This window comes from Sphingobacterium sp. UBA5639, assembly GCF_002421245.1.
Classification (GTDB): domain Bacteria; phylum Bacteroidota; class Bacteroidia; order Sphingobacteriales; family Sphingobacteriaceae; genus Sphingobacterium; species Sphingobacterium multivorum.
The window spans coordinates 102,405-120,952 of sequence record NZ_DIJR01000037.1 but is presented as its reverse complement, the minus strand read 5'-3'; the positions used below and the strand labels follow the sequence as shown (position 1 = coordinate 120,952).

Here is an 18,548-nt window from a genome sequence, read left to right as displayed (position 1 = left end):
GGAGGAAGAACTATATGATAAATCCCTGCCTCAAAAGGCAGGGACTGTTTTCTAATATCTTTATGCTGCCTAAATACCTATTTCTTATTGACCTGAAATCCACGTTTGGATATGTTCAATAATTGCATCTGTCGCAGGCTCTATTCCTCCCCTTTCTACGTGTGAATCGATCCATTCATGAATATAAGGATTTCTCATCAACGCTTGAAATTCATCTTTGATATACCTTCTTACCTCATCATCGCAATTCTTCAATTCATCCCATAATGTTCCCCTATTTTCCAAAACAAACACGATATCTTCAAAATCATGGCTAATTCTTCCATCACCACCACCACGGCTCTTAAATGCTTCGAGCTTAGTAGCAATAAAATATGGGGCGGACAATATCCTGATATTTTCGCCTGCCGATATCGCTAGATTTTGGGCGTGCTCGAACCCTCCCGGATACCAAATATTATTGAAGCCAATTGAAGGATCGTTGGTTGGCATGACATCTACGATAATACCTTCAATTTTAAATCGGCATATAATGCCGGATTCTACATCATTTGTAAAGCCGATTTCTCTTAATTTATCTTCTAGTTCCTGCCGTTGTTTATAGTTAAGGATTTCTATAATTACATCTATGTCATCCGTCGGGCGGATCTCTTGGACCTCTCGGTCAGCGTATAATGAAACGGTTGCGCCTCCTACAAATACGACCTGTTCCCTCAGTTCCTTAAGGGCATTTGCTACCGCCCGTATACGGACTATGTTAGTATGCTCCGACATGTTCTATTGCTTTCTTTAAATCATTTTCCGCAAAATTTATCTCTCTTACCCTGCCAACTCGTATAACATCAAGTAAAGCCAGTAACTTATATAAATGTTGATCCGACATTGCGGCTTTGATTTGATTTGGATAGAAGGGTTCAATAGCCTGTCCCATTTCTTTGCCATCCGACGAAGGCCAAACATATGGTTGGCTGCTATGGATCAGTGTCTGCATATATGGATGGGAATGGGCTGTAGGTATTCCTCTCGTTAGTATGCCGGGCTGAGCCGGAAATACATACCGCATTCCATGAATAAGAAAGTCCATAAGATTTAGTTTATTGACACGACGCTTATCATGACCTATCAATCCGGCATAATGGCTTCTTTCAAGAGATTCTGATATCTCCGACGGGCTGATATATAAACTTTGCGCAAGATCCTTTGCATGCCAAAAAGTATCGCCTAATATTATTACTTTAAGGAGAATCACCAAATCTTGGGGTCTCATCCCATTGTGTTTCCGTCTCATAATTACGAAGTCATTACTTTTGTTATAATATTGTTATAACAAAAGTAATAAATTAATTTGTGATTCGCGAATCGCAAATTACAAATTTATAAGATTGCGGCTTTACTATTTTTCTACCTATGACCTGTCCATTGGGATGACCAACAAGTTGGCCGAGCCATTCCAGGCTATTTTTTTAGAAATGCTTGTTTTGAATAGGCTAGCTAATAGTCCTTGCTTTTTATGGAATGAAAGTATGAGATCAATATGTTTCTCTTTGGCATATTCTTCAATACCTAGTGCAATATCGTCATGGCTGATGTAGTCGTAAATCGGATGATATTTGTCTAGGCGTTCATGGAGGTGCTTTAATTCCTGTGCCAAATCTGCGGCTGAACCTTCTTTTTTAGCAACATTCAACACATACAATTGTTCATTGAACGTATCTAACACCTGATCTAAATTGAATAAATCCAGCTTTCTGTCTACCTCCTTCAGATCGGTTGTAGCCAACACATTTTTGGGGACGGCAGGATTTACCTTATGGGAAACGATAAGCATGGGCTTAATGCAGATGTCCATCAGTGTAATAGCATTACTTCCGACCAAGATCTTAGCAAAACCTGTTTGTCCGGTGATACCCAATGCGACAAGGTCAATGTCGTGCGATTTACACATGTCGTTGACTCCCAATGGCAGATCAACATCTTCCATCTGATGTGTAAGTTCCACTTGTGGGGGGAACAATAATCTAATTTGGTCAAACCATGCTGTCAGTTCTTTCTCTTTGGCCTCTTTTACCTCATCATTAACAATGACTATAGGTTCGTTATTGACAATGGTAACACTGTTGTACGTATGGTAGATAATAACCTTTTGCGTTTTCCAGGCTTCTGTACATAGGGCTACTTGTTGTGCTGCCAGAAGAGCATTTTCTGAAAAGTCAGTTAACAGGAGGATACGTTTCATGATGTTCTTTTTTATACGTTTAACTTCTATAACCTGGTTGGTGCATCCTGTCCTGCAAAATCTTTAGCGTATGAGCTATGGGAATCATTGGGACTTTAAGCAGTACCGGTATATTACTAAAACAATGAATGTAGCGATAAGTTACAAAGAAAACGTGAATTTAATGTTAAACTCTCCCTATTGTGATGAGGGTCATAAAAAAAGGCAACCGCAGTTACGGTTGCCTTTCATTTTCTAGCTTTTGAAACGTTGAAATTACAATGGTTTTTTTGTTCCAAAGTTGATGATATAGTCGGTCATCACTTTGGCACTTTCATCTTTCACAAAGTCCAGGTCAATTTTAGGTTGGGATTTTCCTTCTTCCCAAGCCGGTTTGCCCTGCAATTTCAATAAAGCGTTGATGCGGTCTCTATTTTTCTTGAGGTTGTCATCTTTCTCTTTCTTGAATTTGTTTAGCTCCAATGAAATTTTCACATCCTCATCTTTTTGAGCTTCTTCGATATCCTCTTTCAGATATTTATATTCAAGCGAGTTTTTAATGCGTGCCTCATGCAGTGTTTCTAATTTTTTGTCAACAGCACTTAAATCTGCTACTTTCTTGAAGTTGCTCGATTTGATTTGATCCCAAGGAAGTGCTGATTTTTCGGAGCTCTCGCCAAATTTCTCTGCAGAGAATTGAGACGGGAATACGATATCAGGTGTAACACCTTTATGTTGCGTGCTGCTGCCATTTACACGGTAGAATTTACCCAATGTGATGTTGATCTGTCCATATTGCGGTGCACCTTCTGGGGTATCCGGATCTTTTTCTCCTGACGCTTTTAACAACAGGCGGCTGGTCGGACTGATAACACGTGACATATCAATTGCCGATTGCACGGTTCCTTTACCATAACTTTGAGAGCCTAAAATGATACCTCTGCCATAATCTTGGATAGCACCGGCAAAGATTTCAGAAGCCGAAGCCGAGAAACGGTTGATCATGATGCCTAATGGACCATCCCAGGATACGCCCGCGTTTTTATCTTCTTCGACATCGATGTTATCCTTTGTATCCCTTACTTGTACAACTGGACCTTTATCGATAAATAAACCTGTTAAATCAATAGCTTCTGGTAAGGATCCACCACCATTAAAGCGTAGATCGATGACCACGGCATCAACTTTTTCTTGTTTCAAGGTATCTAAAATTAACCTAACGTCCCTTGTTGTGCTCTTATAGTTTGGATCGCGCCTTCTGTAAGCGTCAAAATCCATGTAGAATTTAGGAATGTTGATGATACCTACCTTATACATTTTTCCGTCTGCACCTTTCACGTTCATGATCTCTTTCTTCGCAGACTCTTCTTCAACGACGATTTTCTCCCTTACTAAGGAGACGATGCGTGGATGAGAGTTCATGGGCTGACCAGCAGGTATAATTTTAAGACGAACAATTGTTCCTTTTGGCCCTTTGATTTTTGCTACAGCAGCATCAAGTCTCCAGCCAATAATATCTTCAAATTCACCATCTTTTCCTTGGGCTACCGCAATGATTTTGTCGTTGACATGAATGCTTTTGTCTTTGAATATTGGTCCACCCGGGATAATTTCATTGATACTTATGGCTTCATTGTCTATCATGAGCCGAGCGCCAATTCCTTCAAACGTATTGGCCATTCCTTCATTGAATGCCTGTGCAAAGGATGGATTAAAATAAGAGGTATGCGGGTCAACAGCATCTGTCAATGCTTGCATGACCACCTGAAAGGCATCGTTTGCATTTGTTTTCTTGGCCTGTGAGATCAAATTGACATAGCGTTTCTTTAGTGTTTCCACCTGTTTGGTCTTCGCACTGTCGGTAGACTTGCCACTCGCGGTTTCCAAGTTGAGCAGATCGTATTTTACGCGTTTGCGCCATTGGTCGTTGGCCTCGTTTGCGGTTTTGAACCAGCCTAGTTTTTCACGGTTAGGTTGGTAATACTCGTCCTTGGTATAATCCTGTTTCTTATCGATTTCTGAAAGCGCATATTGCATTCTGTCCAGGTATCTCTTCGAATAGACATTAAAAATATGGAATGCCGCAGAAAGATCTCCATTTTTGATATCCTGTGCAAGATTGCTTCTGTACGCTTGAAATGCATCAATATCCGATTGAAGCAAGTAATTTTTTCCCTGATCCAGACTTTTGATTAGATTATCGTATATGATACCCGATATCGAATCATTCATTTTGACCTTTTTGTAGCTCACATTTTCCAATAAACCAGAGACTTCCTTCGCGATGATCTGATGTTGTGTACTTGGTTTAAGTCCCCCATCTTCAGGCAACGCTACCCGTGGTTTTGAACCACAAGAAACAATGGATACAACAAAAAGTGCAAATATGAGTTTCCTAAACATATTTTCGACGGTTTTAATAATCATTCTTTTTAAAAAATATTCAGCTCTTATTGATAAGCGTGCTAAATTTAGTGAAATTCATAGCACATTACCGCAGAATCTAAAAATTTATTTGATTTATCCTTTAATATTTACAAAAAGCTTAAAATCGCTTTGTACACTGCTCTTTCAACAGACCACTGAATGGGGTAGATTGTTTTAAATGTTTCAATTATACAGTTCATTTTTCAACTGTGTATAGGCTTTATAGGTCTGATCAGCCGAAGGGTAGTCTTTTAAAACAAGGTATACTTCACCAAGTTTGTCCAATATAGCCAGCGACAGTTGTTTATTATTTTCATCTGAAGCGAGTTCTGCCGCTTGCACAAATTCTTTGATCGCCACCTTATAATTACCATCTTTTTGCTTGGATGAGGCCAGCAAGTATTCGATTTCAGCGAGCTCGCTATTTAGTTTTTTTGCATTGGCCAAGTCGCGGGCCTGTAGCAGAAACCACTGAGCCTCGGTAAATTTATCTTGCTTAAAATAAATTTCAGCAAGCATTTCCCATGCAAAAATCTTCCCCTCATAGGCTTTGGCCTTATTGAGTAAAGGGATCGCACTGCGGATAATATTGTTTTCGGCAGTTTTATAATTTCCCTGACCGGCTCGTGCCATAGCAATTAGAAGCCAGGCGTTGGCTTGGTCTGCATAGCTTTTGCTCTTCATGGCATAGGTATGATAATTTTGTGCGCTCTCTTCAGCACGTACAAAGTCTCCACGATACAGCTGGAAATTGCTGATGTTCATATTAATGGTAGCAATATCATCCCTGTTATCGGTACGATTTGCCAAGGAAAGCGCCTGATATAGAAATTTTGAGGCATTGCTGCTATCGTTATTTTTAATTGAAAATAGGGCTGCTTCATTGGCAAGCGCATAGCCAGCAATCCAGTTTTCAGCTTTTATTTGCCTCTCTATAGCACTATCCCAGCTCTTTGCCGCAGTGGGCATGGGGTTCATCAAATATTTAAAATGGTCCACGTTATTGGTGCTCCGCAGTTGCAATAACAGTCGCTGGAGCAGAAGCTGCCTAGCAATTTCTTTGCTGAAAGACTTCTTGTCTGCATAATTGTCTGCTAGTATTTCATTGGCCGTTTTTGGAGGTGGTAAAAAATAGACCTCTGGACCGATACCTTTAAAGGAAGCATCGTATTGTTTTATTGCGCCAGTATAATCTTTGGCGGCATCCTGTGCGATTACCTGACATGGTATATTCATGAATGCAGTCAAAGCGGTAACTATAGCAATCCAGTATTTTGTCATTCTCATAAAATATTACGTTATTATTAACGTCTACATAAATTTAGCTAAAGGACATATTTGAGCAATCTACTCCTTCATTCGATAAACCTGTACGGTCGGTTATGCGCTGCCAAAAGCAATTTACATATATCATAGCGCAAATATGACGAAAAATTGTGTGAAAAAATGTTAAAGTAATAGCGAACGGCGAATGATGACCCTCAAAACTATGCGTGTGAAAGCTTGATGCTTATCGCTTTGCAGAACTCTTCATCGAAAAGTTTGGATGAATAAAGCTAAAATATTTAGTTGCTGTGCCGTTTAATTTTTAACTTTGTGTTATGGCGACACGAATTCCATTAGCAGAACGACTTAGACCGCGGCAATTGAGCGATTATGTAGGACAACAACATATTGTAGGTCCAGATGCAGTACTCTACCATGCGATCCAGCAAAAAAATATACCATCCATGATTCTGTGGGGCCCTCCGGGGGTCGGAAAAACAAGTTTGGCCTTGCTGATCGCAAGAGAACTCGACAGGCCGTTCTTTTCATTAAGTGCGATTCAGGCCGGGGTGAAAGATATTCGTGAAGTGATTGAAAAAGCTGAACGGCTGATGAACTTCAACCAGGATCAACCCATTTTATTTATTGATGAGATTCACCGTTTTTCCAAGTCGCAGCAAGATTCACTTTTAGGGGCTGTTGAACGTGGGCTGGTGACACTTATTGGTGCAACAACAGAAAACCCCTCGTTTGAAGTTATCTCCGCATTGCTCTCGCGTTGCCAAGTCTATGTATTGGAACATCTTTCGGAAGAAGATCTTATTGGATTGATCCAAAAAGCATTACATGAAGACGAATATTTACAGAAACAGGCAATTGTTGTCGAAGAATATGAGGCCTTGTTGCGGCTGTCTGGTGGCGACGCACGTAAATTGTTAAATGTACTCGAGCTGGTTGTCAATGCGGCAGTATTGCACAAAGAGCCAATTACAAATGCCTTTGTCCTGAAACAGGTACAGCAAAATATGGCCATTTATGATAAAGCGGGTGAACAGCATTACGATATTATTTCGGCTTTTATTAAATCCATCCGTGGGTCTGATCCGAATGCCGCAGTCTATTGGCTTGCACGGATGATCGAAGGGGGGGAGGATCCGTCCTTTATTGCACGAAGGTTGTTGATTTTGGCTTCTGAGGATATTGGCAATGCCAACCCCAATGCCCTGTTATTGGCCAACAATTGTTTTCAGGCTGTCAATGTGATTGGGTGGCCCGAATCACGTATCATTCTGTCGCAAACGGTGATCTATCTGGCGACTTCAGTTAAAAGCAACGCTTCCTATGAAGCAATCAATAAAGCGCAGGCCTTGGTGAAACAAACTGGTGATCTGTCTGTACCGCTGCATATCCGCAATGCGCCGACCAAATTGATGAAGGACTTAAATTATGGGGCCGAATACAAATATGCACATGCCTATCCTGGGAATTTTGTTGTTCAGGAATTTCTTCCCAAAGAAATCAGTGGCGTCAAATTGTATGAGCCCGGACAAAATTTGCAGGAGGAAAAACTAAGACAAAGTCTCCGGAACAAATGGAAGGAGAAATATAAATATTAAATCAATATGTTTGAAAAAAAACAGCCTTAGCAGGTATTTTTTAATTTTTTTTAAAACTATCTCGTACCTTTGCTTGTTATCATAACGTTTTTCAATAGGTAGTAAACACGCTGGCACTCCCCATGGTCAGCGTGTTTTTTTTATTGCGGATCAACTTAAATTATTTATGTTTGTTTTACAAATGTTTCAACTATGAACTTAGCGCCTTTAAAACAAACAGGACGTCTGGCTATCCTAGCACTGACTGGACTTTTTGTCTTTTCTTGCAAAAAGGATACCCCTAAACCTGAGCCTGAGCCTGAACCCGAACCAGTGAAGCGTACCGAAGCGCAGCTGATCAAGGATGATATCTATAAGTATTATAAGTTATATTCACTTTGGGACAAATCCATTCCTGATTATACCAGTGATCCTTCTCAATTCACCGATAAATATGGCTCAGCAGATTTGGTGCTCGATGCGCTGAAGAAAATGACACCGGCACATGCGGCTTATCCAAACGGGGTCTTTGACCGATTTTCCTATATGGAGGGGCTCGACGGCTATAACACCGGAGCTACTGCTTCTGGCAGGCTTAAAATGGATACGAACGACGGGTATGGCATCTATGTGCAATTGGGAACTGAAGATGGGAAGACAGCACAGCCTATCATCTATTTTGTCGAGGGCGGATCGCCTGCCCAAAAAGCGGGTTTCAGACGGTCTGATTTTATTACAGCTGTCAATGGGGATTCAGACTACTCCATTGCTGTTACCTGTACGACGACTGGTTGTTCGATTAATGATGCCAGTGCCCGGGATAAAATGATGAATAAACTGAATGCTGCCTTGGACGCTGGTACACTTAAGTTGCAGGTGAAACATCAGGACGGGACAACAACGACCAAAGATCTTACTTATGCGAATGGTTATACCATTGATCCCATTTATAAAGATTCCGTCTATACCTATAATGGAAACAACGTAGGCTATCTTGCCCTATCGTCTTTTGAAGAAATCGAAAATAATAATGTCAATCAACAAAAGATCGATGCCGCTTTTGAAAAATTCCAGACTCAGCAGATTAAAAGTTTAATTGTTGATTTACGTTACAATGGAGGGGGATATGTAGATGCGTCTGCTTATGTCGCCGATAAAATTGGTGGAGCCATTACCAAAGGAAAGCTGATGCTCACCTATGAGGTGAACGATTATATCAAAGCGACGCCGAGCATCAATAAGATGTTTCAGGATACAAAATTTGAAGGCAAGAGCAATTTGAACTTGAGTAAAGTCTATTTTCTGGTGAGTGACCGTACAGCATCGGCAGCAGAAATGATAATTAATGTACTCAAGCCCTATCTGCAGGTGCAGATCATCGCCTCTGGTACACGTACCTACGGCAAGCCTGTAGGTTTCTTTGAGCAAGTTGTCCAAAAGAAGGTATCTTTCTGGCCAGTCTCCTTTCTTTTGAAGAATTCTGCTGGTTTTTCTGACTATTGGGATGGACTTGTCCCCGATAAAAAAGATATCACAGATTATGTGTTTCTGGACGTAGGCGATAAGAAAGAGACCATGCTGGCGACAGCACTGAACGATGCGGCACCGGGTATTACGACTAAAGCTTCTATCAATGCAGTAAGCCGAAAGGGATACCGCACGCTTGACCAAGGCGAGGTTAATATACGCCCAGACCGTGGCATGATCAAGAAACGCTAAAACTTTCCTTCTTTGATGTATATAAAGGGTTATAATATTGGATTGTCATTTTTTCTTACCTTTGTTTGATTGAAAGAAGATTGAAATGGAAGTTGATTTAAGTTTTACAGCGATTGATTTTGAGACTGCCACTGCAAATCAAAACTCAGCTTGTGCAATAGGTTTGGTCGTGGTTGAAAAGGGGATTATTGTTGAGGAGTTTTATTCGCTGATCCAGCCACCACAAAACCAATATATGTGGCAAACCACCCGCGTTCATGGGATTAAACCTCGTGATACCGCTCAAGCGCCAACATTTAAGGAGCTTTTTAAAGATATAAAGCCCCTAATTTCCAATCGTATTATGGTTGCTCATAATGAACTTTTTGATCGAAATGTACTTCGTAAGACGATGGGATACTATAACTTGTCTTACGAGAGCTTAGGTTTGTCTAATCTGTGGGAATGTACATTTAAAATTTATCAAAGCAAGGGTTTTAAGCCAGCTCGTCTTAATGCGTGTTGTGACGTGATGGGGATAGCGCTTAATCATCACGAGGCACTTTCTGATGCCAGAGCATGTGCACAGCTTTTTTTGAAACATCGGTTGGAACAAGATAAATAAGTCATTATATTTGATTGCCAGGTTGTTTAGGCATACACTTTGCTGTTTAGCTAACACACATTATTAGTCATACATGATAAATACACCTTTAAAAGAGATTCGGGTCGGCATTACATTCAGTGCATTCGATCTATTACATGCTGGTCATATCAAAATGCTTGAAGATGCCAAGCGCCAATGCGATTATTTGATTTGTGGGTTGCAGACGGACCCTACCTTAGATCGTCCAGAAAAAAATAAACCTGTACAGACCGTCGTGGAGCGCTATATCCAGCTCAAGGGATGCAAATATGTAGATCAGATTGTTCCGTATGCAACGGAGCAAGATTTAGAGGATGTTTTGCGTTCTTTTAAGATCGATGTGCGTATTGTTGGTGATGAATATCGGGAGAAAGAATTTACTGGACGTCAATACTGTGAAGAGCAGGGTATCCAACTTTATTTTAATAGTCGCGACCATCGGTTCTCCAGTTCAGGTTTGAGACGTATAGTTGCAGAAAAGTCTGAACAATAATCAATTTTCAACGTTTTATATTGAGACAAACAGCCGGTTCTTTTAAGAAACGATGCTGATTTTAACTGACAAATAAGTTTATTTTTAATGAAAATAGGTATTACATTTGGTGTATTTGACTTGTTGCATGCAGGCCATATTATGATGCTCGAAGAAGCAAAGCGCCATTGCGATTATTTGATTGTTGGATTGAATACCGATCCTTCTGATTTTTTTCCTGATAAAGCCAAACCTACTCAGACTATCGTAGAACGCTATATTCAATTGGAAGGCTGCCGTTATGTAGACGAAATTATACCTTATGAAACTGAGCAGGATCTGATTGATATGATTAAAGCCTTGCCAATCAATCTCCGGATTATTGGCGAAGAATATCGTGATAAGGATTTTTCAGCCAAAAAGTACTGCATAGAGGAAGGAATTGAAATTTATTACAATAAGCGTACACATCGCTTTTCCAGCGCGCAGCTGCGTAAGGTTGTATTCGAAAAAGAAGCACAAAAAAACATAAAATGAGTAATATTATCCACGTCATTCTAACCGGTGGAGTCGGGAGCCGTCTGTGGCCACTCTCTCGTAAAAGTTATCCTAAGCAGTACTTATCCCTTTTTAAAGACGGATCTCTTTTTGAAATGACCGTCAAACGAAATCAGTCCCTGTGCGGACAGGTTATTGTTGTCGGCAATCGTGACAATCATGACTTAAGTAAGGAAGTGATGCAAAATCAAGATATAGCCTATACGGATATTGTTGAAGCTACTCCACGAAACACGGCTGCCGCTATTGCTTTTGCTGCTTTCGCAGCTCAGCCAGACGATATTTTGATCGTAACCCCCTCCGATCATGTTATTGTTGGTGACAAGGCTTATCAGGACGCTATCGGTGAAGGAATAGAAAAAGCAAATAAGGGATATATTGTTACTTTTGGGATCAAGCCAATACGGCCAGAGACAGGTTATGGCTATATTGAGTACAAGGATGATAAAGTATTGTCGTTTCGCGAAAAGCCCAATCAAGATACTGCTGAGGATTTTATCGAACGCGGAAACTTTTTGTGGAACTCTGGGATGTTTTGCTTTCGGGCAGATACGTTCCTTTCTGAATTGCAGACCTTTGAACCAAAAGTTTATGCAACGGCTTTGGCGGCATGGCAGCATCGCAAGGAGGGTGAACTTGATTTAGATCTGTCCAAAGAAATTCCTTCCATCTCCGTTGATTACGCCGTTATGGAGCGGTCTAAGAAAATTCGAGTAGTGGCGACTTCTTTTGATTGGTCTGATTTAGGATCCTTTGAATCCATGTATGATTATCTTCAGACTACGGGGCACCCTGTTGATGAAAATGGTAATATGGTCATTGGTACCGATATTTACACTGCATTTGTAGGTCTTAAAAATGCGATTTTAGTCTATACTAAGGACGCTGTTTTGGTGCTCCAGAAGGAAAAATCACAAGATGTTAAAAAAATCTACAATACCTTGGAAAGACACCAATCAAAATTGATTGATTAAAAAACTAAACCGAAGTGAGGTATTAATCTAAGCCATATTGTGCCTTTTAAATTTAATCTTTTTGATGGCCTTAGTTTATTGTAGGATGCTTTTGATGTACGATGATTTATTCCTCAATATCGATAACCGTATTATTTTTAAATAAAATTATATTAAGGTAAAACTAAGGTAACATGCACATTTGTTAATCCAGTTCTATATGAGTACTTTTGTTGCTCAATAAAGCTATCCAATGTTAGAAACGCTTATTACTTCTAAGACACGGTTAAAGTTGCTGATCAAATTTTTTGTGTCGGCAACAAATAGAGCACATCTACGAGGTTTAGCGGAAGAGTTTCAGGAATCGACCAATGCCATTCGTAAGGAGCTTAATCAACTTTCAGAAGCGGGGTATCTCGATCGTAAAACTGAAAAGAATAAAGTAGTATATAGTGCCAATACAACGCATTCGCTATTCAAACCGCTTCAGCATCTGATTCATACGTTTTTAGGGATTGATCAATTAGTTGAACAAGTATTGGATCAAGCAGGTCATATCCGAGAGCTAAGCCTACTAGGCGACTATGCCAAAGGCCTTGACAGTGGAACTATTGAGGTACTTATTTTGGGTGAACGTATAAATGAGGCATACTTATTGCTGTTAGCGGAGAGAGTTGGGAAACATCTCGGTAAAAAGGTACGTATCTATTTTAATAAAGGTTACAGCGAGCACAAGATTAAACTTTATTTGAATAACGATTTAATAAATTAAAAGATTTTAAGCTATATGAATAAAACAATTGTCATTACCGGCGGAGCCGGATTTATAGGTTCCCATGTGGTACGTGAGTTTGTTAATAAATATCCTGAATATCATATCATCAATCTGGACGCTTTGACCTATGCTGGTAATTTAGAGAATTTAACGGATATCGAAGCTAAGCCCAATTATCAGTTTATAAAAGCTGATATTACCGATGCCAGTCTGATTTTTGATATTTTCCGTCAGTACCAGCCTGATGGTGTTATTCATTTGGCTGCAGAATCTCACGTCGATCGGTCGATTACTGATCCGACCGCCTTTGTGATGACCAATGTGATTGGCACGGTTAATCTATTAAACGCTGCGAAGGAGATCTGGAAGGATAATTATGAAGGTAAACGTTTTCATCACGTCTCTACTGATGAGGTATTTGGTGCGCTGGGTGCGACAGGATTGTTTACGGAAGAGACCAAATACGATCCACATTCGCCCTATTCTGCTTCGAAAGCTTCTTCCGACCATTTTGTACGTGCCTATCACGATACCTATGGTCTACCAATCGTGTTAACCAATTGTTCGAATAACTACGGACCGAATCATTTTCCAGAGAAATTGATCCCCTTGTGTATTCATAATATTTTAAACAATAAACCTTTGCCTATTTATGGTGATGGGAAATATACGCGTGATTGGCTGTTTGTTATTGATCATGCCAAAGCGATCGATTTGGTCTACCATAATGGTCAAAACGGCGGCTCCTATAATGTAGGTGGATTTAACGAATGGCAAAATATAGATTTGGTCAGGGAACTATGTAAGCAAGTTGATGAAAAATTGGGGCGCCCAGTCGGGACTGCTGCTGAGCTTATTACCTTTGTGAAAGATCGACCAGGCCACGATTTACGCTATGCCATTGATGCCAGCAAGATTAACCAGGAATTGGGTTATCAGCCCTCAGTAACCTTTGAGCAGGGGCTTTCTATCACTATCGATTGGTTTTTAAATAATCAGGAATGGCTAGATCGCCTTACTTCAGGCGACTACCAAAATTATTACGCAAATCAATATAATTAATCTATCCGATGAAAGTTACAGAAACAAAATTAAAAGGCTGTTTTATTTTGGAACCGGCCAAATATGGTGATTCAAGGGGGTATTTTATGGAAAGTTTTAATGAGAAAACTTTCAATGAGCTGACGGGTACAAATACCCATTTTGTGCAGGATAACCAGTCCTATTCAACACGTGGTGTTTTGCGAGGGCTACATGCACAGGCAGGTGAACATGCTCAGGCGAAATTGGTACGAGTGCTGCAAGGAGAAGTGATTGATGTTGCGGTGGATGTAAGATCTAATTCGGATACTTTTGGTCAATATGTGGCCGTTAACTTATCGTCGGACAATAACTTACAGTTATTTGTTCCACGTGGATTTTTGCATGGTTTTGTGGTGTTAAGCGAGACGGCGACGTTCTTTTATAAATGTGACAATTTTTATCATAAAGAGTCGGAATGCGGAGTACATCCCTTGGATTCCGATTTGGCTGTAGATTGGCAGATTCCTGTTCAGGAGATGATTTTATCAGATAAGGACCAGTCAGCACCAACATTTAAGGAGATTTTTGGAGTATGAGAATCGTTATTACCGGGGCCAATGGTCAACTTGGATCAGAATTGCGAGATCTTCTAGCCGGGCAGACGAGTAGAGACTGTTTTTTCTTGGATCGTAAGCAACTACCTTTAGAGCAAACGCTTATTATACAGGATATCTTGGCACAATATCAACCCGATATTATTATTCATACCGCAGCCTATACAGCTGTCGATAAGGCTGAATCAGAGCCTGAGTTGGCCGATCGGATTAATCATCTGGCTAGTGAGGAGATCGCACAATATTGTCGTATTCATGGCTCAAAATTGATTGCTATTTCGACAGACTATGTTTTTGATGGGAACTCAGCTGTCGCACTGGCTGAAGATGCGCCAGTTGATCCAGTTAATGTTTATGGGCTCACCAAGCTAAAGGGAGAGCAAGCTATTCAAAAATGGCTTCCAGAGGGTATTATTATTCGCACATCTTGGGTATATTCGACCTATGGCAATAATTTTGTGAAAACCATGATCCGTTTAATGGGAGAGCGTGAAGAAATTTCTGTTATAAACGATCAGATTGGTTCACCGACCTATGCAAAAGATTTAGCCGATGCTATCTTGGCTATTATTGACTCAGGTGTATGGGAAGGTGGTATCTATCATTTTAGCAACGAAGGAGAGATTTCATGGTATGACTTTGCTGTTGCAATTCGGGACTTGGAAAGTTTATCTTGTAAAATCAACCCAATTCCGACGACACAATATCCCACACCTGCGCGAAGACCTCATTATTCCTTATTGGATAAATCAAAAATTAAAAATACGTTCAGCATTTCTGTTCCTTCTTGGAAAGACAGTTTGAAAATAATGTTGCAAAAATTATAATAGTTAGTACATTATGAAAGGAATTATATTAGCCGGAGGATCCGGTACACGTTTACATCCATTGACTTTAGCCGTGTCTAAACAGTTGATGCCCGTGTACGACAAACCCATGATCTATTATCCATTGTCGACATTAATGTTGGCAGGAATCAACGAGATCTTAATTATTTCCACGCCACAGGATTTGCCGAATTTTCAAAAATTGTTGGGTGATGGATCGCAAATAGGCTGTAAGTTTTCGTATAAAGAGCAACCCAGTCCAGATGGTTTGGCACAAGCTTTTATTTTGGGTGAAGAGTTTATCGGAGATGACAAAGTAGCCCTTATTTTAGGAGACAATATCTTTTATTCTTCGGGGATGTCTAAGTTATTGCAAGACTCATCAGATCCCGATGGCGGCGTTGTTTTTGCCTATCAGGTTTCCGACCCCGAGCGTTATGGTGTGGTTGAGTTTGATGAGGACAATCAAGTCGTTTCTATCGAAGAAAAACCGAAAGAGCCAAAATCCAATTATGCGGTGCCAGGATTGTACTTGTATGATAATGATGTTGTTGAAATTGCGAAGAATATCAAGCCTTCTCCCCGTGGAGAACTGGAGATCACGGATATTAATGCCGAGTATTTGAAACGCGGAAAATTGAAAGTTGGCGTTTTTGATCGTGGAACAGCATGGTTGGATACGGGTACAATAAATTCTTTGATGCAAGCAGGACAGTTTGTTCAAGTGATTGAGGAACGTCAGGGTATGAAGATTGCTGCCATTGAAGAGGTTGCTTATCGGATGGGCTATATAAATAGGCAGCAGTTGATTAAGATTGCTGAACCATTGCGGAAAAGTGGATATGGAGAATATTTGATTAAACTTAAATAAATTGAAACTTAAAGTTATATTATTTGGACTAAAGTTGTTCAGATTGCTCTTTACTGTTGCAACCTTATCTGTTGTCGCAAAGTATTATGGAAGTTCATTTGAAAGAGATAATTGGTTGTTGGCATATTCTACCTTTTTGTTTATTGATTTAGCTATTTGGGGTCCTCTTAATGAAGTTTTTAGGGCTAAATATGTAGAAGTAAAAACTTTGTCTGGTCAAGAAACTGCACGTAATAGCCTTGCATCGCTCTTTAAATTTATAGCTGTTGGTACTGTCGTTATTTCCATTTTGTTTTTCTTTGGTTCGCAAGAAATAGCGAAGCTATTGTTACCTAATGGCTCTACTGATAAAGTAACACAACTGACATTTATGTTGGAGATAATAGGTCCTTCACTTTTATTGAATCAGTTTACTTTGCTTTTTGCGAGTGTGCTTAACGCTCATGATATTTTTTTTATACCTGAGATCTCGGGTGTTTTAACAGCGATATTTAATGTTTTATTCATTGTCTTATTCTATAATAGTTTAGGTATTTATGCTTTGTTTGTCGGGCATTATTTTAGCCTTTTAATTTTATTACTTCTCCTTCTTCTATCCTTTCATCGACATGGAATTCCTATCCTCAAACGAAACGAATCTTTCTCCTTTGCAGAGGTTCGACCATATCTTTTATATTCTTTGCCATTCTTTTTCCCTTATTTCGTAGGGCAATTATCAGCAATTTTGGAAAAGTATTTAGCTATGCAGGTTGGAGCAGGTACTATTTCGAATCTTGACTACTCTCGTAAATTTGTTGACATACCAGTCAACGTACTTTCAAGTGTTGTTACTACATTATTTGTTCCTACAATATCTTCATTATTTTTTGGAGAAAAGAAGCTGGAGGTGAGTGGTGAGATAAGTAAGTTCTTAAGTTTTGGTCAGTTAGTACTTACCTTTCTTATTAGTTTTGTTATCTTTTATTCCGAAGAGCTCATATTTTTTTTGCTAGACCGTGGATCTTTATCTATAGTAAATTTGATCGAAATTAATAATGTTCTATTGATTTATATTATTGGTTCATTAGGTGTTTTTTTATATGTATTATTTGGTATGACAATGTTGTCAACTAATGATTCAAAAAGGTATGCCATTATTGGATTTTTTACACAAGCATTAATTATAATTATTAATTATCTTGGATATAAATCTGTGGGTATATATATATTTCCTTATTCTTATGTTTTAATTCATACTTTTTCTGCTATTGTTATGATTTTGTTGTTAGGAAGGCGTCTTGTAATTCAAGATTGTTGGCCGATAGTTAAGTATATTATTTCGCTTTTGCTCACAATAATATTATTTTATACAGTCAAAAAATTTTTCATATTCATTCCTTCTGATAAATTTGCTAATATTTTTAATAAATCCTTGTGTTATATACTTATCTTAATTCCTCTTTTGTTCATAACAAACATCAAGGCAATTAAGCTTTTTTATAAAAATCGTTCATTATCATGAAAAAGAAAATATCTTGTACGCTATTTCCTTTGTGCGAAAATGTTCACCTAATAAAAGATGTTGGTATGATTCCATTTCATCTAGCAAAAGATCATAATTATGAAGTAATAATTGCCACATACAGAAATGGCAATTATCCATATCTTGAGACGGAGGTGAAAGGAGTGAAATTAAGTTTTATAAAAAAAATCACTGGTATACCGACTATTGATGTATTGTTTTTTCTCCTGCTCAACGCATATAAAATAGATTTATTACAGTGCTTTCACTTAATGAAATCTTCACTCATTTATATTTATTTTTTTAAGTTATTGACTTTTTTTAGTAGCAGAAGAAAGACTTATCTTAAGATGGATGTTGGAGCAGATTTGGATGAAAGTTTACCAAAAACTAACTGGCAGCGAGCGGTGATACGACAAATTGATTTGATTTCGGTGGAGAATACAACTTTTTATGAAATTTTGTCTAAAGACCCTTTATTTGCAAAGCGAATTTTATATATGCCCAATGGAATTACTTGTGAAAATGCCGACCCTATTCTTTATTCTGAAAAGAAGAATTACATACTGACAGTAGGTAGATTAGGATCTTATCAAAAGTCCAATCATGTTCTCCTTCAGGCATTTAAAAATTTCTGCATTCGTACTGGTAGACGAGATTGGAAATTGTTTTTGGTTGGACCCATTGAGGGTACAATTCAAAGAGATTTTGATACGTTATTTGACGGTTATTCTGATATTAAATCACTAGTAACTTTTACGGGACCTGTGTATGATAGAAAAGTATTAGAGAATTACTATAGAGAGTCAAAATTATTTGTGTTATCATCTAAGTTTGAGGGGTTTCCTTTGGTTTTTTTAGAAGCATTAAAAAATGGTTGTACAATTCTCTCTACAGATTTCCATTCGGCAGTAGATATTACAAAAAGTGGTCACCATGGTTTTGTTTATCCTATTGATGATGACGCTGCATTAAGCTGTTTGTTTAAAAAATTGGCGATAGATGATACTTTTTTAGAAAGTAGAGTTTTGATTAATCAACAAGAGGCTATCACTTCGTACAGATGGGAAGAGTTGGTAAATGACTTACACAAAAGATTAAGTTAAC

General features: G+C 38.9%; 18 protein-coding genes. 13 read left to right on the top strand and 5 right to left on the bottom strand.

The window, feature by feature from the left end:
• Positions 1-84: 84 nt before the first annotated feature.
• The 5 genes from B4Z90_RS24060 to B4Z90_RS24040 all read right to left on the bottom strand — a co-directional run bounded on the left by B4Z90_RS24060 (position 85) and on the right by B4Z90_RS24040 (position 5,929).
• Entirely contained in the window at positions 85-774 is a 690-nt protein-coding gene (locus B4Z90_RS24060; RefSeq protein WP_286803549.1) for a nucleotidyl transferase AbiEii/AbiGii toxin family protein, read from the bottom strand.
• Entirely contained in the window at positions 758-1,288 is a 531-nt protein-coding gene (locus tag B4Z90_RS24055) for a hypothetical protein (protein WP_286803548.1), read from the bottom strand. Before B4Z90_RS24055 ends, B4Z90_RS24060 begins: the two co-directional genes overlap by 17 nt.
• Before the next feature lie 117 nt (positions 1,289-1,405).
• Complete coding sequence (locus B4Z90_RS24050) at positions 1,406-2,236, bottom strand: universal stress protein (RefSeq protein ID WP_286803547.1); 831 nt, start codon at positions 2,234-2,236, stop codon at positions 1,406-1,408.
• Positions 2,237-2,491: 255 nt separating this feature from the next.
• A complete protein-coding gene (locus B4Z90_RS24045) occupies positions 2,492-4,642 on the bottom strand; it encodes a carboxy terminal-processing peptidase (protein ID WP_286803545.1) in 2,151 nt (716 codons plus the stop codon).
• A 183-nt stretch (positions 4,643-4,825) separates the two neighbouring features.
• The gene (locus B4Z90_RS24040; protein WP_286709927.1) at positions 4,826-5,929 is read right to left on the bottom strand and encodes a tetratricopeptide repeat protein; all 1,104 of its coding nucleotides are present in this window, start codon (positions 5,927-5,929) and stop codon (positions 4,826-4,828) included.
• Between the two features lie 314 nt (positions 5,930-6,243).
• On the opposite strand from B4Z90_RS24040, the gene B4Z90_RS24035 reads away from it, so the two are divergent.
• The 13 genes from B4Z90_RS24035 to B4Z90_RS23975 all read left to right on the top strand — a co-directional run bounded on the left by B4Z90_RS24035 (position 6,244) and on the right by B4Z90_RS23975 (position 18,547).
• Complete coding sequence (locus tag B4Z90_RS24035) at positions 6,244-7,524, top strand: replication-associated recombination protein A (protein WP_286803543.1); 1,281 nt, start codon at positions 6,244-6,246, stop codon at positions 7,522-7,524.
• 192 nt (positions 7,525-7,716) lie between these two features.
• A complete protein-coding gene (locus B4Z90_RS24030; protein ID WP_286803542.1) occupies positions 7,717-9,222 on the top strand; it encodes a S41 family peptidase in 1,506 nt (501 codons plus the stop codon).
• A gap of 85 nt (positions 9,223-9,307) precedes the next feature.
• Positions 9,308-9,826: a 3'-5' exonuclease gene (locus B4Z90_RS24025; RefSeq protein WP_286709924.1), complete on the top strand. Its 519-nt coding sequence runs from the start codon at positions 9,308-9,310 to the stop codon at positions 9,824-9,826.
• A gap of 73 nt (positions 9,827-9,899) precedes the next feature.
• A complete protein-coding gene (locus tag B4Z90_RS24020; RefSeq protein WP_204990895.1) occupies positions 9,900-10,340 on the top strand; it encodes an adenylyltransferase/cytidyltransferase family protein in 441 nt (146 codons plus the stop codon).
• Between the two features lie 87 nt (positions 10,341-10,427).
• Positions 10,428-10,856, top strand: coding sequence for an adenylyltransferase/cytidyltransferase family protein (locus B4Z90_RS24015; RefSeq protein WP_286709923.1), 429 nt, complete (start codon positions 10,428-10,430; stop codon positions 10,854-10,856).
• Positions 10,853-11,851, top strand: a complete 999-nt coding sequence (locus tag B4Z90_RS24010) for a mannose-1-phosphate guanylyltransferase (RefSeq protein ID WP_286709922.1) — start codon at positions 10,853-10,855, stop codon at positions 11,849-11,851. The genes B4Z90_RS24015 and B4Z90_RS24010 overlap by 4 nt, the downstream gene beginning before the upstream one ends.
• A gap of 232 nt (positions 11,852-12,083) precedes the next feature.
• On the top strand, positions 12,084-12,602 hold the full coding sequence (locus tag B4Z90_RS24005) for an ArsR family transcriptional regulator (RefSeq protein ID WP_286709921.1): 519 nt from the start codon (positions 12,084-12,086) through the stop codon (positions 12,600-12,602).
• Between the two features lie 15 nt (positions 12,603-12,617).
• On the top strand, positions 12,618-13,667 hold the full coding sequence (gene rfbB / locus B4Z90_RS24000) for a dTDP-glucose 4,6-dehydratase (RefSeq protein WP_286709920.1): 1,050 nt from the start codon (positions 12,618-12,620) through the stop codon (positions 13,665-13,667).
• 8 nt (positions 13,668-13,675) lie between these two features.
• A complete protein-coding gene (rfbC, locus tag B4Z90_RS23995) occupies positions 13,676-14,224 on the top strand; it encodes a dTDP-4-dehydrorhamnose 3,5-epimerase (protein ID WP_286709919.1) in 549 nt (182 codons plus the stop codon).
• Entirely contained in the window at positions 14,221-15,069 is an 849-nt protein-coding gene (gene rfbD / locus B4Z90_RS23990; RefSeq protein ID WP_286709918.1) for a dTDP-4-dehydrorhamnose reductase, read from the top strand. The genes rfbC and rfbD overlap by 4 nt, the downstream gene beginning before the upstream one ends.
• Before the next feature lie 13 nt (positions 15,070-15,082).
• Positions 15,083-15,940, top strand: a complete 858-nt coding sequence (gene rfbA, locus B4Z90_RS23985; RefSeq protein WP_286709917.1) for a glucose-1-phosphate thymidylyltransferase RfbA — start codon at positions 15,083-15,085, stop codon at positions 15,938-15,940.
• A 1-nt stretch (position 15,941) separates the two neighbouring features.
• Positions 15,942-17,441 (top strand): lipid II flippase MurJ, encoded by a 1,500-nt coding sequence (locus B4Z90_RS23980; protein WP_286803540.1) that lies wholly within the window; start codon positions 15,942-15,944, stop codon positions 17,439-17,441.
• The gene (locus B4Z90_RS23975; RefSeq protein WP_286709915.1) at positions 17,438-18,547 is read left to right on the top strand and encodes a glycosyltransferase; all 1,110 of its coding nucleotides are present in this window, start codon (positions 17,438-17,440) and stop codon (positions 18,545-18,547) included. The genes B4Z90_RS23980 and B4Z90_RS23975 overlap by 4 nt, the downstream gene beginning before the upstream one ends.
• Position 18,548: the final 1 nt, after the last annotated feature.

Coding starts and splice junctions, on each gene's coding strand:
- B4Z90_RS24005 (WP_286709921.1), top strand. CDS start 12,084: ATGTTAGAAACGCTTATTACTTCTAAGACACGGTTAAAGTTGCTGATC.
- rfbC (WP_286709919.1), top strand. CDS start 13,676: ATGAAAGTTACAGAAACAAAATTAAAAGGCTGTTTTATTTTGGAACCG.
- B4Z90_RS24010 (WP_286709922.1), top strand. CDS start 10,853: ATGAGTAATATTATCCACGTCATTCTAACCGGTGGAGTCGGGAGCCGT.
- B4Z90_RS24055 (WP_286803548.1), bottom strand. CDS start 1,288: ATGAGACGGAAACACAATGGGATGAGACCCCAAGATTTGGTGATTCTC.
- rfbB (WP_286709920.1), top strand. CDS start 12,618: ATGAATAAAACAATTGTCATTACCGGCGGAGCCGGATTTATAGGTTCC.
- B4Z90_RS24035 (WP_286803543.1), top strand. CDS start 6,244: ATGGCGACACGAATTCCATTAGCAGAACGACTTAGACCGCGGCAATTG.
- B4Z90_RS24015 (WP_286709923.1), top strand. CDS start 10,428: ATGAAAATAGGTATTACATTTGGTGTATTTGACTTGTTGCATGCAGGC.
- B4Z90_RS24050 (WP_286803547.1), bottom strand. CDS start 2,236: ATGAAACGTATCCTCCTGTTAACTGACTTTTCAGAAAATGCTCTTCTG.
- rfbD (WP_286709918.1), top strand. CDS start 14,221: ATGAGAATCGTTATTACCGGGGCCAATGGTCAACTTGGATCAGAATTG.
- B4Z90_RS24025 (WP_286709924.1), top strand. CDS start 9,308: ATGGAAGTTGATTTAAGTTTTACAGCGATTGATTTTGAGACTGCCACT.
- B4Z90_RS24030 (WP_286803542.1), top strand. CDS start 7,717: ATGAACTTAGCGCCTTTAAAACAAACAGGACGTCTGGCTATCCTAGCA.
- B4Z90_RS24040 (WP_286709927.1), bottom strand. CDS start 5,929: ATGAGAATGACAAAATACTGGATTGCTATAGTTACCGCTTTGACTGCA.
- rfbA (WP_286709917.1), top strand. CDS start 15,083: ATGAAAGGAATTATATTAGCCGGAGGATCCGGTACACGTTTACATCCA.
- B4Z90_RS24060 (WP_286803549.1), bottom strand. CDS start 774: ATGTCGGAGCATACTAACATAGTCCGTATACGGGCGGTAGCAAATGCC.
- B4Z90_RS23975 (WP_286709915.1), top strand. CDS start 17,438: ATGAAAAAGAAAATATCTTGTACGCTATTTCCTTTGTGCGAAAATGTT.
- B4Z90_RS24045 (WP_286803545.1), bottom strand. CDS start 4,642: ATGATTATTAAAACCGTCGAAAATATGTTTAGGAAACTCATATTTGCA.
- B4Z90_RS24020 (WP_204990895.1), top strand. CDS start 9,900: ATGATAAATACACCTTTAAAAGAGATTCGGGTCGGCATTACATTCAGT.